This window comes from Methylosinus sp. C49, from assembly GCF_009936375.1.
Lineage (GTDB): Bacteria > Pseudomonadota > Alphaproteobacteria > Rhizobiales > Beijerinckiaceae > Methylosinus.
On record NZ_AP022332.1, the window covers coordinates 973,317 to 985,843 of the forward strand.

The 12,527-nt window shown below is 66.2% G+C and carries 12 protein-coding genes; 6 read left to right on the plus strand and 6 right to left on the minus strand.

Translation table 11 applies throughout. From position 1 onward, the window contains the following. Nucleotides 1-27: 27 nt before the first annotated feature. On the minus strand, nt 28-1,116 hold the full coding sequence (locus GYH34_RS04520) for a metallophosphoesterase (protein ID WP_161912548.1): 1,089 nt from the start codon (nt 1,114-1,116) through the stop codon (nt 28-30). Between the two features lie 233 nt (nt 1,117-1,349). Between GYH34_RS04520 and GYH34_RS04525 the strand changes: the two genes are divergently transcribed. Beyond that, complete coding sequence (locus tag GYH34_RS04525; protein ID WP_161912549.1) at nt 1,350-2,285, plus strand: extensin family protein; 936 nt, start codon at nt 1,350-1,352, stop codon at nt 2,283-2,285. A 192-nt stretch (nt 2,286-2,477) separates the two neighbouring features. Then, nucleotides 2,478-3,503, plus strand: coding sequence for a sulfate ABC transporter substrate-binding protein (locus GYH34_RS04530; RefSeq protein ID WP_161912550.1), 1,026 nt, complete (start codon nt 2,478-2,480; stop codon nt 3,501-3,503). Nucleotides 3,504-3,566: 63 nt separating this feature from the next. Here GYH34_RS04530 and GYH34_RS04535 read toward each other — a convergent pair whose 3' ends face one another. Beyond that, entirely contained in the window at nt 3,567-4,247 is a 681-nt protein-coding gene (locus tag GYH34_RS04535; protein ID WP_161912551.1) for a peptidoglycan-binding domain-containing protein, read from the minus strand. Then, nucleotides 4,240-5,982 (minus strand): ATP-binding protein, encoded by a 1,743-nt coding sequence (locus GYH34_RS04540; protein WP_161912552.1) that lies wholly within the window; start codon nt 5,980-5,982, stop codon nt 4,240-4,242. The genes GYH34_RS04535 and GYH34_RS04540 overlap by 8 nt, the downstream gene beginning before the upstream one ends. 302 nt (nt 5,983-6,284) lie before the next feature. On the opposite strand from GYH34_RS04540, the gene GYH34_RS04545 reads away from it, so the two are divergent. The 3 genes from GYH34_RS04545 (at nt 6,285) to cobU (ending at nt 7,833) form a co-directional block, all read left to right on the plus strand. Further along, nucleotides 6,285-6,662, plus strand: coding sequence for a hypothetical protein (locus GYH34_RS04545; protein ID WP_161912553.1), 378 nt, complete (start codon nt 6,285-6,287; stop codon nt 6,660-6,662). Nucleotides 6,663-6,744: 82 nt separating this feature from the next. Further along, nucleotides 6,745-7,167: a SufE family protein gene (locus GYH34_RS04550; RefSeq protein ID WP_161912554.1), complete on the plus strand. Its 423-nt coding sequence runs from the start codon at nt 6,745-6,747 to the stop codon at nt 7,165-7,167. Nucleotides 7,168-7,317: 150 nt separating this feature from the next. Further along, nucleotides 7,318-7,833, plus strand: coding sequence for a bifunctional adenosylcobinamide kinase/adenosylcobinamide-phosphate guanylyltransferase (gene cobU / locus GYH34_RS04555; RefSeq protein ID WP_161912555.1), 516 nt, complete (start codon nt 7,318-7,320; stop codon nt 7,831-7,833). On the opposite strand, the gene GYH34_RS04560 is transcribed toward cobU, so the two are convergent. Then, nucleotides 7,812-8,363, minus strand: a complete 552-nt coding sequence (locus GYH34_RS04560) for a TetR/AcrR family transcriptional regulator (protein WP_161912556.1) — start codon at nt 8,361-8,363, stop codon at nt 7,812-7,814. The genes cobU and GYH34_RS04560 overlap by 22 nt on opposite strands. Before the next feature lie 113 nt (nt 8,364-8,476). Here GYH34_RS04560 and GYH34_RS04565 point away from each other — a divergent pair, with 113 nt between their 5' ends. Beyond that, nucleotides 8,477-8,785: a carboxymuconolactone decarboxylase family protein gene (locus GYH34_RS04565; protein ID WP_024881343.1), complete on the plus strand. Its 309-nt coding sequence runs from the start codon at nt 8,477-8,479 to the stop codon at nt 8,783-8,785. 120 nt (nt 8,786-8,905) lie between these two features. Here the strand turns inward: GYH34_RS04565 and GYH34_RS04570 are convergent, their stop codons facing one another. Further along, entirely contained in the window at nt 8,906-9,604 is a 699-nt protein-coding gene (locus GYH34_RS04570; RefSeq protein WP_161912557.1) for a spore coat biosynthesis protein F, read from the minus strand. Between the two features lie 685 nt (nt 9,605-10,289). Next, nucleotides 10,290-12,413, minus strand: a complete 2,124-nt coding sequence (locus GYH34_RS04575) for a S9 family peptidase (protein WP_161912558.1) — start codon at nt 12,411-12,413, stop codon at nt 10,290-10,292. Nucleotides 12,414-12,527 lie beyond the last annotated feature (114 nt).

The following is a 12,527-nucleotide window of genomic DNA, read 5'->3' on the forward strand; positions in this document are numbered from 1 at the left end:
CGCCCCGCGGGACGCGCCCTTTTTTTGTTACTTGCAGCTCGTCAGCGGATCGACGCAATAAGCGACATTCTTCCAGCTGAAGACGCCGGGCGTGCGCGCGTCGATCGTCAGCCGCAGCCATTCGCCGGGCGCATTGGTCGAGCCCTGGACGGTGATGCGCGTGAGATTGGCCGCCGCCGCCGCATTGTGAATCTTGCCGGTCGCGCTCGACGGATCGGCGAGCGGACGATCCGATCCATAAAGATGTGAATCGCCGTTGATGAGCAGCACCGGACGACGGAAGCGCACGGCCTGATTCGCCAACTCGCGCACGAAGCCGGTGTAGCGATCGAGCCCGTCGCCGCCCGCCGCCAGCGCCGACGGATCCCACATATCCGCCTGCAAGCCGATCACCACAGCTGCCGCATGCTCGCGCTCGGCGAGATTGAAGGCGGCCTGCAGCCAGCGAATATCGGCGTCGGTGCGGGCGGCGATCTCCGCCTCGCGCGCAATCTTGTCCTCCACGCTGCTCCAGGGCAGGCCGTCATTGTCGGAGCCCGGCATGTTCACCGTCACGAAGACGGTCCGCGCATCCACCCAGATCATATTCTCGACGAATTGCGCATCGGCGGGATAGGAGGGCGAGAAATATTTCGCCTGGCTGTAGACCTCCATCTCATGGAGGCCGAGCGTCCAGCCGGGCCGCGCGAAGAACAGGCTGCGCACGGCGGCCAGCTCCTGCAGCGGCTTGCCGGAGGACGACTCCTTCGACTTGTGGCAGTCGGTCCATTCATTGTCGCCCGGCGTGTAGACGACCGGCGATTTGAACTTCTGAAAGGCCGCGAAAATCTGCTGATTCCAGCCGGGATTGGACGCCGCGATCGGCGGCAGCGTTCCGGCGCTGGTGCAAGGCATGCTGCCGGAATGAATATCGCCGACATGCATCACCAGGCTCACCTCGGGATCGGAATTGACCGAGTCGAGCAGAAGATTGGCGTTGTTCAGAAGGTTGAGATTATAGGGCCAGTCGCCGAACACCGCGATCGTGGTCTTTTGCTCGTGGCGCGGCTCCAGCCGTCGCTCCAGGCCGCGCTCATCGGCATCCGCGGAGACGCCGCTCGCGAGAACAGCCGCCACAAGCGCTATCGAAAATCGTCTTGCGCGCATGAAAAATCCCCCAGCCTCGGCCGAGCGCGAAGTTGCGCTCTGGCTTCAGCCGGCCCGACTACGACGCGCGCATGACGGTGGAATGTCGCTCGCCTGCGGCCGGATTCGCGCATGCCGAGGCGTCTCGCGCCAACGCCCGAGAAGCATTGACGTTAACCACATTTCTCGACGCTGCGTTAACGCTCCGCCGTCATTGTCGCGGCATGGCTCGCCACATAACGCCATTGCTGCTCCTCGCCCTTGCGCCGCTCGCGGCGGCGGGGCTGTCGGGCTGCGGCTTCATGGCCAAGCCGCAGCGCCCGGCGTGGCGCGCGCACGCCGAGAACGCCTGTCTCGCCGAAAAGCGCGTGCAGCCCACCGCCTATGTGCAATTCGCGCCGGAGATCGACGGGCCGGGCATTTGCGGCCTCACCAAGCCGCTGAGGGTCACGGCGCTGCAGGGCGGCGCGGTGACGTTCAACGCGCGTGCGACGCTCGACTGCTCCATGGTGGCCGAGCTCGACCAATGGCTCGCCGATGTGGTGCAGCCCTCGGCCATGGCGCGCTTCGGCCAGCCGGTGGCGCAGATCAATTCCATGGGCTCCTATTCCTGCCGCGGCATGAACGCTCAGGCGGGCGCGCCGCTCTCGGAACATTCCTTCGGCAATGCGCTCGATATCGGCGGCTTCGTGCTCGCCGACGGGCGCGAGATTTCCATCGTGCGCGATTGGACGCATGGCGAGCAGCAGGTGAAGGATTTTCTCGCCGAGGTGCACGGCGGCTCCTGCCGGCATTTCACCACTGTGCTGTCGCCCGGCTCCAACGCCTTTCATTACAATCATATTCATGTCGATCTCGCCATGCATGGCCGCAATGGCGATCGGCACATCTGCAAGCCGGTCCCGCGCGACGTCGCGCCGCCGCCGGGCCAGGACCCGCAACTCGTCGCCCATGGGCCGGACGACGACGATGTCGACACGCCCGGCGCCCAGCCGCCGCTCGCCGCTTTTCAGGCGCAAGCCTCGCGCGGCGGCGTCAATGACAGCCTGATCCTCGCCGCGCCCCTGCCGCCCGTGCGGCCGAGGCCCTCGGCGCTCTCGCTCGAAGGCGGGCCGAAGGATTGGGACGTCACCTCCAGCATCCGCCCGCGCGCGCGCTGATCCGCCCGCGCAGCTTGCGCCGGGCGCGGGATTGCCGATATGAATACCAAGCTGATAGACTAAAAGTCCGCATCATCCAGATCGGAGCGAGCCCGAAGGCTCGCGGTCCAGATTCGCCCTTGGACCGCGAGCCTTCGGGCTCGCTCTCGACGCCATGCGAATCGGATGATGCGCAGCTTCTCGAGGAGCGACATGCAGACGAATTTCGGTCTTTTCCCGTCTCGCGGGTTTTTACGCGCGATCGGCCTCGCGCTTTCGTTGAGCCTCGCGACCGCGGCCTCCGGCGAGACATTGCTCAACGTCTCCTATGATCCGACGCGGGAGCTGTTCAAGGCCGTCGACAAGGCCTTCGCCGCCGATTGGAAGAAGACCACCGGCCGGGACATGCAGATTCAAGCCTCGCACGGCGGCTCCGGCGCGCAGGCGCGCTCGGTCATAGAGGGGCTCGCCGCCGATGTGGTGACGCTCGCTCTCGCCAATGACATAGACGCCATCGCAAGCAAGACCGGCAAAATTCCGGCCGATTGGCAGAAACGCCTCCCCAATAATTCCTCGCCCTACACTTCGACGATCGTGCTGCTCGTGCGCAAGGGCAATCCCAAGGGGATCAAGGATTGGGACGATCTCGCCAAGCCCGGCGTCGTCGTCGTCGCGCCCAATCCCAAGACCGGCGGCGGCGCGCGCTGGAACTTCCTCGCCGCCTGGGCCTATGCCTCGAAGAAGTTCGACGGCGACGAGGCCAAGACGAAAGAGCTGGTGAAGGCGATCTACAAGAATGCGCCCGTGCTCGACTCCGGCGCGCGCGGCTCCTCCACCACTTTCGCTCAGCGCGGATTCGGCGACGTTCTCATCGCCTGGGAGAACGAGGCCTTTCTCGCCATAGACGAATTCGGCAAGAACAAATTCGAGATCGTGGTTCCGTCGCTGTCCATTCTCGCCGAGCCGGCGGTGTCGATCGTCGACGGCAATGTGGACGCCAAGGGAACGCGCAAGGCGGCGGAAGCCTATCTCGGCTTCCTCTACACGCCGGCCGGTCAGGCGCTCATCGCCAAGCACGGCTACCGTCCGTCGAAGCCGGAATTCGCCGCGCCGGACGATTTGAAGCGCTTCCATACGCTCGATCTAGTGACAATCGACAAGGCCTTCGGCGGCTGGCCGGCGGCGCAGAAGAAATTCTTCGTCGATGGCGCGCTCTTCGACGAAATGCAGAAGCCCTGACGCGAAAGCGGCGGACGCTGGAGTCCGCCGCTCTTTCCCTTTTTCGTCCAGTGCGCGTTTTCGTCAGTGCGCGGCGACGCTCGCCTGGCCTTGCAGCTTGCGCAGCAGCTTTTGCGTCACCTCGCCGGTGACGGGAAGGTGATTGTCGCGCTCATATTTCTCGATCGCCTGTTTCGTCGCGCCGCCCATCTTGCCATCCGCATGCAGCGCATAGCCGAGCTTGGCGAGCGCGCGCTGCGCCGCCTGCACATGCTTGTCGGCCCCATCGGCCTTGGGCGCGTCCTTGTGGCCATTGCCGAGCAGCGCGCCGATCGCGTCGCGCTTCTCGCCGCGCGCCGGCTCCGGCTTGGCGGCGGGCTTGGGCGCCGCCGCATGAGCGACGGGCGCCGGCTGAAGGGATTGCGGCTGGGCGGGCGCCGCCGCGGTCGGACGCGCGGGCGGCGCAGGCGCCTCGGCGGCGGCGCGAGGCTCCGATGCGCGCGGCTCGGGCGCGGCGCGGAACAGCGGCGCCGGATGGCGGCCGTCCTGGAAATAGAGCGCGTTCAGCGGCACGCCGATCGCCGTCGCGCCGGCGAGGCAGAGAAACACGATGCCGCGCCGGCGTCCGCCGAACAGCCGGGTCAGCGCGCCTTTCTTATTGGCCTTCGCCTTGTCCTTGGCGCCGCGGCCGCGCCGCTGCGTCTCGCCGCGATCGTCGTCGCGGAGCAGAAAATCATGATTTGTGCCGGCGAGAGCTTCACGCAATTTTCTTCACCCTGTCTTCGGCGGCCTCGAGCTCCTCGGCGGGACGGATGACGCCGCGCCGGGCGATCGTCTCGATTCTGGCGAGAGCGGGGGCCTTGTGCTGAAAGGGACGGCAATCGAGGGGCAGGCGCACGGTGACGCTGGTGCCGCTGCGCGGCGCGCTCTCCACCGCAATGGTTCCGCCATGCAGGCCGACGAGGCCGCGCACCACGGAGAGGCCGAGGCCGGTGCCTTCATAGGCGCGATCATGGCTGGCGCTGGCCTGGAAGAAAGGATCGCCCAGCCGGCCGAGATCGGCGGCGGAAATGCCGATGCCGCTGTCGACGACGGATAGCGCGAGGCAATTGCCGTCGGGTGCGAGACGGATGCGCACGCGGCCATTGGCAGGCGTGAACTTCACGGCGTTGGAGAGAAGATTGATGATGATCTGCTTGCAGGCGCGCTTGTCGCCGACGATCTCCTCGAGCCGCTCGGGATAATCGCGCGAGAGCGTCACCTGGCCCTGCTCGGCCTTCAGCTGCATCATGCTCACGCATTGATCGACGAGCTCGGGCAGAGAGAAGGGCTCGGGCGAAAGCTGCATCGAGCCCGATTCGATCTTCGACATGTCGAGGATGGTGTTGACGACGGCGAGCAGATGCTGGCCCGAATTGCGGATGATCTCCGCATATTCGCGGCGCTTGGCGGGATCGGCCGGGGCGAGCTGCTCGCTCGCCAGCATTTCCGAAAAGCCGATGATGGCGTTGAGCGGCGTGCGCAGCTCATGGCTGACATTGGCGAGGAAGCGCGTCTTGCCGGCGGCGGCCATCTCGCTCTCGCGGCGCGCCGCCTCTATCGTCTCGGCGGCGTGGCGCTGGGCGGTCACATCGCGCAATATGCAGACGACGCCCGCCGCGCGCTCGCCCTCCGCTGCCTCCACGAGGCTGCTGCGCGCCTCGAAGAAGTGAAACACCGGCTCGACGAACTCGCCGCGCTCGTTGCGCGCATGGCCGATGCGCAGCCGCAGCGTCGCGCGCATCGCCTCGCCGGTGGCGATGGCGTCGGAGACGAGCTTCAAAAACGCCGGCCGATCGCCGACATGGACGCGCTGAAAGAAGCCGCGCCCCATCAGCTCGCGCGCGTCGAGGCCATAGGTCTTGGCGGCCTCGCCGACGACGGAGGCGACCGCGCCGCCCTCGTCGAAGCCGATGACGAGATCGCCGGCCGCCTCCGAGACGAGCCGCAGATCGCGACGGTTGCGCGCCTCGGCCTCGGCGCGGACGGTCTCCACCTTCGCCGCGCTGCGGGCGAGCAGCACGACATAGAGGACCAGCGGCGCCGCCAGCAGCGTCTCGAAAAATCCGCCGACCGAGGCGGCGGTCAGCGCCGCGAGCGCGAGCACGGCGAGAGCGGCGGAGGCCGTCGCCGAGATCAGAGCGAGATCGCAGGCGAATGTCGCCTCTATGAGAGCGAGCGCGCCGAAGGGCGCCGCCGCGCCGACATGCGCGCCGGTGAAGAGGCAGGCCGCAGCGAGCGCCAGCCAGCCGAAGGCGGCGATGGATTGCGCGGTCTTCAGATTGTCGAGGCGAAGCAGGGCGGCCACCGACAGCAGCGGCAATTGCGCCAGAGCGAAGATCGCGCTCTCGCCGAGCGTCGGCGCGCCATTGACGACGATCCACAGCGGAGCTGCGATCAGCACGCCGGCGGCCAGAATGAGATGAGACAGGAGGAAGGCTTCGCGACGCGCGCGTTCCATCGAATCGATCGCGCGCCCGGACTGCGCCAGACGTTCGATCCATTCATTCGACACGGTCGCCCAAGGTGCAGCTGGCTTACGCAAAATCACACGCTCCCGATTGAGGGCAATGTGACAAATCGGTCTTAAGTGACTGCTAAACTGACCACAGAAATGGAAGATTTCGGTTTTTACGGGCGCTGAACGACGCATATGGTTTGCGACTTCTTAGCCCCGCGCCGCATTTACGAAGCGGTAAGGGCGGCGCGCCATCGTTTCTCTCGCGCGCGGCGGCTCCCCGCCGGCGAAGCGAGGCCGCGGCCGTGGGATTTCTGTTCAAGAGCCTGTTTTTCTTCGGGGTCGTCTGTCTCGTCATTCTGCGGGACGCCGAGCGGCAGCCTGCGCCGCGCGAGCCCGCCGTGGCGGCGCGGGTCCCCGCGGCTGTTTCGACCGATGCTCCCGCGAGGCCTCGAGCTTCCGCCAAATCCGAGCCCTCGAAATCCGAGCCCTCGCCCGTCGCCTTCGCCCGCGACGCGCTCGCCGATCTCGCCGAGGAGGCGTCCGCCAAAATCGCCACTGTGGCGCGCGATCATTGCATTGCGCATCCGATGGATTGCCTGCAGGCGGCGGAGCGAATCGGCCGCGCGACGGCGGCGGTCGAGCCGCCGCGCCGACCCGCCGGCCTCGGCGCGGCGCCGTGATTGCATCGTCGCTGGCGATTGCGCCAAAACGGACAGTGGCCATATAACTGTCGGAAAGGCGTCTCGAGCGGGCGAGCGAACAATGGTGATAGACGAGATCATCGGCAATTTCGAAATGCTCGACGAGTGGGAAGATCGGTATCGATATCTCATCGAGCTCGGCCGCACTCTGGAGCCGCTGCCGGACGAAGCCCACACCGAGGAGAACAAGGTGCGCGGCTGCGCGAGCCAAGTCTGGCTCGACAGCAAGGTGATTCGCGAGGGCCGCGGCGCGCCGACTCTGTCGCTGCGCGGAGACAGCGACGCACATATCGTGCGCGGCCTGGTCGCGCTGATTCTGGCGCTCTATTCCGGCCGTCCGGCCGATGAGATCGTCGATCTCGACGCCATGCCGCTGTTCACCGATCTCGGCCTCGCCCAGCATCTGACGCCTCAGCGCAGCAATGGCGTCCGCTCCATGGTCGAGCGCATCAAGAACGAGGCGCGCGCCGCTCTGGCGGCGTGAGTCTGTAGCGGCTCGCGGTCCCTCGCGAAGCGCGCGAGGGTCACGGCCTCTGGCGCATCGTCCCGAAAAATGCGAAGCGATTTTCGCAATCGAACGCGCAAGTCCAAATAGGGGCCGGCGCCGCGCGCATGTCGCTCGGCGCCGTCGGGCATGACCGAAAATCCGAATGTGACCTTCGTCCTCGGCGGCGCTCGCTCCGGCAAGAGCGCCTTCGCAGAGCGGCTCGTGACCGCCGAGCCCGGCCCCTGGACCTATATCGCCACGGCGCAGGCTTTCGACGAGGAGATGCGGAGTCGCATCGCCGCGCATAGGGAGCGGCGCGCCGGGGATTGGCGTACGGTCGAGGCGCCGCAGGCGCTCGCCGCGGCCATTGTCGCAGCGCCGCCGGAGCTTCCGCTGCTGGTCGATTGCCTCACGCTGTGGCTGACCAATCGCCTGCTCGCCGAAGCGGATTTGGGCGCCGATCGCGCGGCGCTGCTCGAGGCGCTCGCCGAGCGGAGGGCGCCGACCGTGCTCGTCTCCTCGGAGGTCGGCCTCTCCATCGTGCCGGAGAATGCGCTGGCGCGGCGCTTTCGCGACGCCGCCGGCGAGCTCCATCAGGCCGTCGCGAAAGGAGCGGGGAGGCTCTATCTCGTCGTCGCCGGCTATCCGCTCGTGGTGAAGTGACGCGCGGCCAAGCGCTCCGTCACCTTCTCCAGCATGGCCGGATCATCCATGGCGCGGGCGAGCAGAACGCCGCCCTCGAAAGCCGCGAGAATGGCCTCCGCCTCGGTCGCCTCGCCGCGCAGGGCGAGGCGCAGCCAGGCAAGCGTCTCGGCGAAGAAGCGCCGCGCCTCCGCGCCGACCTCGGACGGCAGGCCGCCCACTTCCGCCGCCAACATGCCGAAGAGGCACATGCGCTTCTTCTCCGCCACCGTGCGGCGGAACATTTCCGCCACCAGAGCCACGGCCTCGGCCGGCGTTCGCGACAGCGGATCGCCCAGCTCCGCGATGCAGAGATCGGCATAGCGCCGAGCCACGGCGGCGACCAGCGCCGGCTTGGTGGGGAAAAAATAATGGACGCTGGCGCTCTTCACCCCGACATCGGCGGCGATGTCGCGAAAGCTCACGCCATTATAGCCGTAGCGGCAGAGCCGCTCCTCCGCGCTGTCCAGAATTTTCGCGGCCGTCGCCTCGCCGCGTCGCGCAGTCGTCATGCCGCTCCGTCCTTCCGCCGGGGGAGTAGCGCCATTGACAGGCTCTTCGTCAATGGCGCATGGTGTTAACCTATCATCTGATAGGTAAGCTCTATTCACAAGGAGGGAAGGCCATGTACGATATGCAGAATGTGAAGCGCCTGAAAAAGATCGGCGACTCCGCGCCGGCGGCCTGGGAGGCCTTCAAGCAATTCGACGCCGCGGCCATGGCCGATGGCGCTATTCCAAAGAAATACAAGGAGCTGATCGCCCTCGCCGTGGCCATGACGACGCAATGCGCCTATTGCCTCGAGATCCACCGCAAGCAGGCCATCGCCGCCGGCGCGACCGAGACGGAGCTGGCCGAGACGGTCTTTATCGCCGCCGCGCTGCGCGCCGGCGCCGCCGTTACCCACGGAACCCATGTCGCCGGCGTGGAGTGACGGCGCGGCGCGCTGCTCGGAATCGCGTAGAGCCTTTCCGGTTCGGATCGAACCGAAAAGACTCTAGAGTCCTGGTTCTGTCGTGTTTTCTTCACGCGAACCGGTTCGCTCGAAAACGCTCTATTGCGCCGCCAGCCGATTGGCGGCGGCCAATATTTCCGCCAGCGTGAAATCCGTGCGGCCCTCGAAGCTCTGAAAAATCGCTTCTATGCGCGGCAGATCGGCGAGGCTCTCGACGTCGAGCCGCACATCCGGCCGCGCGACCTCCGGCGGGGCTTTGAGGCTCAGCGGGCGATAGATTCGGCCATTCTCGCGCAGAAAAGCCGGGCTGCGGCGACGCTGCTCCGGCTCGCCGCAGCGTTTCTCGGCCTCGGTCAGCGCGGCGGCGGTGAAGCCGTCGATCTCCATGCCGCGCGGATAGGCCGGCGCCAGCGTGTTGCCGATCCAATCCAGCATTCCATCGGTCATTTGCAGCAGATCGGCGACCTGGGTGACGAGCGCCGGGTCGATCAGCGGATTGCGCGCGTCGAGCGATATGCCGCCCTTGGCGCCCGCCGCCGCCATGGCGGCGAGCTGGCGGCCGATGAGATCGTCGCGCGCGCCGGTCTGGCAGGGGGTTCCGCGCGCGGCGCAAAAATCGCGGATCGGCGCATCCTCCGCCTCATCGCTGGCGGTGACGACGATTCCGGCGAGCTTTTCCGCATGACCGAGACGATCGAGCAGCCGCCCCAGCAGGGGCGCGCCGGCGAGCGGCGCCAGCACGCCGGTCTCGCGTCCGTCCTGCGTCGTCGCGGCGGAGATGATGGCGAGAACATTCATGATCTCCGCCTTTCATTGGCGATGGAGATTGTTCGGTCGCCCGCGGCGACCTTCTGCGCAAGGGAAAAGCAAGTGATACGCCACCTTCGCGGCGCGCTGGTCCGCAATAGCGCGCGGCGCGTCTCGCGGCGGGGGGACAAGGAGGTTCTTGGACGTCGCGGCTTCCGTCGGCCACGGCCTTTGAGAAGGCGACCACGGGTGGTGACGTTATTGTCGACGCGTTGCTAGATGCGGCATTTGGCACAGTGGTTGTCGGTATCTCGTCCCTTCCCTCCGGCGAAGCGGATCGCAAAAGAAAAGCGACAACGAAATGGTTATTTTATCCGAAATTTCACAAGAATCGTAATGTAAGCGCAGTTGTTCTCTTACCTTGCCCGCATCTGTGGGAATTACGGAATACACGATGGCAGCCGCTTCTCCTCCGGAATCCATGGGCGGAGTATCCCCACCCAAAAGCGGTCTTGCCAATACGGAGTTACGGACTTTCGGAAGACAATGATTTTGAAGAAGTGGCCGGCATGATGCTCGCTGACATTCTCGGGCTTCCCGCCGCTTGGCCGCCAGACGATCCGAACGGTTCGATCTAATGCATCCGTGAATCGCATCCGGCCTCTCCCCGCGCGCGGGGAGAGGAGATACGCGACATTTCGTTTGCTTCGCGTTCGTCGATTGCCGCCGCGATCCCCTACACGCCCGCCTTCCCCGCGCAGGCGAGCGCGAAGGCCCATTCCAGCGCCACTTCCTCCAGCCGCTCGAAACGGCCCGAGGCGCCGGCGTGGCCCGCCTCCATATTGGTGCGCAGCAGAACGGGACCGCCGCCGGCCATGCGCTCGCGCAGGCGCGCGACCCATTTCAGCGGCTCCCAATAGGTCACGCGCGGATCGGTGAGGCCGGCGAGAGCGAGAATCGCCGGATAGGTCTTCGCGCCCACATTGTCATAGGGCGAATAGGAGGCGAGCCGATCATAGGCCGTGACGTCGGCGATCGGATTGCCCCATTCCTCCCATTCGGGAGGCGTCAGCGGCAGGTCGTCGCGGAGCATTGTGCTCAGCACATCGACGAAAGGAACGCCGGCGATGATTCCCGAAAACAGCTCCGGCGCCTGATTGGCGATGGCGCCCATCAGCATGCCGCCGGCGCTCGCGCCTTGCGCGACGATGCCGCCTTCGCTCGCATAGCCCGTCGCGACGAGATAGCGCGCCACGGTGATGAAGTCGGAGAATGTGTTGGGCTTGTGCTCGAGCTTGCCGTTCTCATACCAGCTCCAGCCCTTGTCCGTGCCGCCGCGCGTATGGGCGAGCGCATAGACGAAGCCGCGATCGACCAGCGACAGCGCATGAGGATCGAAGCTCGCCGAGAGCGGATGCCCATAGGCGCCATAGCCGTAGAGAAGCGTCGGCGCGCCGGCGCCGGGCGAAAAATCGGCGCGATGCAGCAGAGTGACCGGAACCTCCGCGCCATCGGCGGCGCGCGCGAAGAAGCGGCGCGTCACATAGTTCTTCGGATCATGGCCGGAAGGGATTTCCTCGCGCTTCAGCAATGTGCGGGCGCGCGTGCGCATGTCGTAATCATAGGTCTCCTCCGGAGTCGTCATGGAGGAATAGGTGAAGCGCAAAGTGTCCGTGTCGAATTCGAGACCGGGCAGAAGATAGAGCGCGTAAGCCTCCTCATCGAATGAGATGGCGTGCTCCTCGCCGCCCTCCAGCGCGCGAATGAGAATGCGCGGCAGACCATTGGCGCGCTCCACCCAGACGAGATGACGCGCATAGACCGTGCCGATGACGATGAGCCGTCCCGCCACATGCGGCACGACGGGCCGCCAATCGGCGCGCGTCGTGGTGGTCAGAGGCGCGCGAAAAATCGCGAAATCCTCGGCGCCGTCGGCGTTGGAGCGGATGTAGAGATCATCGCCATGCGGCTCGACGTCATAGCGCAATTTGGGCTCGCGCTTCGCGACGAGGCGCGGCTTCGCGCTTTTGTCGCGCAGATCGACGAGATGGCATTCGCTGGCGTCATGGCCGCGAATGGAGACGATGGCGAAGCGCCCGCAGCGGCTGCGATCGAGCGAGACGAACCAGGCCGGATCGAGCTCCTCGACGATCAGCGCATCTGCGCTCGGATCGGCGCCGATATCATGGCGGAAGACTTGCGCAGTGCGGTGATTGTCGTCGACGCGCACATAATAGAAGCTCTTGGAATCGGCGCTCCATACGAGCGAGCCGTCCGTATGCGGGACGACATCCGCGCGATCCTTTCCGTCGGAGAGCGCGCGCGTGCGGATCGAGTAATATTCCGAGCCCTTGTCGTCCACGCTCCAGGCGAGCTGGAGATGATCGGGCGAATGATCGATCTCGCCTATGTCGAAGAAATGCGCCTCGCCGGCTTCCTCATCGCCGTCGAAGAGAATCGTCTCCGCCCCGCCGTCGCGCTTCGTGCGGCAATAGAGCGCATGCTCGCCGCCCTCGCGATAGCGCTCGAAATAGGCGAAGGCGCCGTCCGGCCAGGGCGGCTCGCTGTCGTCTTCCTTGATGCGGCCGCGCAGCTCCGCCTGCAGCGTCTCGCGGAGCTTGCCCAGCGGGGCGAGGACTTGCCCGCAATAGGCGTTCTCGGCCCGCACCAGCGCCGCTATGTCCTCCGGCAGCGTCGCCGGGTCGCTCAGCACGTCGCGCCAATTCTCGGCCGCGAGCCAGGCGTATGGGTCATCGAGGACCCGGCCATGGGTCACGCGCCGGCTCTCCCGCTTCTCGGCGGTCGGCGGCGTCGCGCCGGAAAGGGCGAAGGCGGTGGGCCGGTCGGCGGATGCCGCCATTTTGTGTCTCCTCGCTGGTGGCGCGCCCCGAAGGCTCGCAAAGCCTCGGAAGCCCGTGAATAGAATTGGGGCGCTTCGATGTCTCGACTTCCTGCGCCGTGGCTGATAGGCATA

What these genes read in the sequence shown, in the direction of transcription:
- GYH34_RS04525 (WP_161912549.1), top strand. Translation starts at nt 1,350, where the DNA reads ATGGCTCGCCACATAACGCCATTGCTGCTCCTCGCCCTTGCGCCGCTC.
- GYH34_RS04530 (WP_161912550.1), top strand. Translation starts at nt 2,478, where the DNA reads ATGCAGACGAATTTCGGTCTTTTCCCGTCTCGCGGGTTTTTACGCGCG.
- GYH34_RS04540 (WP_161912552.1), bottom strand. Translation starts at nt 5,982, where the DNA reads ATGGAACGCGCGCGTCGCGAAGCCTTCCTCCTGTCTCATCTCATTCTG.
- GYH34_RS04550 (WP_161912554.1), top strand. Translation starts at nt 6,745, where the DNA reads ATGGTGATAGACGAGATCATCGGCAATTTCGAAATGCTCGACGAGTGG.
- cobU (WP_161912555.1), top strand. Translation starts at nt 7,318, where the DNA reads ATGACCGAAAATCCGAATGTGACCTTCGTCCTCGGCGGCGCTCGCTCC.
- GYH34_RS04560 (WP_161912556.1), bottom strand. Translation starts at nt 8,363, where the DNA reads ATGACGACTGCGCGACGCGGCGAGGCGACGGCCGCGAAAATTCTGGAC.
- GYH34_RS04565 (WP_024881343.1), top strand. Translation starts at nt 8,477, where the DNA reads ATGTACGATATGCAGAATGTGAAGCGCCTGAAAAAGATCGGCGACTCC.
- GYH34_RS04570 (WP_161912557.1), bottom strand. Translation starts at nt 9,604, where the DNA reads ATGAATGTTCTCGCCATCATCTCCGCCGCGACGACGCAGGACGGACGC.
- GYH34_RS04575 (WP_161912558.1), bottom strand. Translation starts at nt 12,413, where the DNA reads ATGGCGGCATCCGCCGACCGGCCCACCGCCTTCGCCCTTTCCGGCGCG.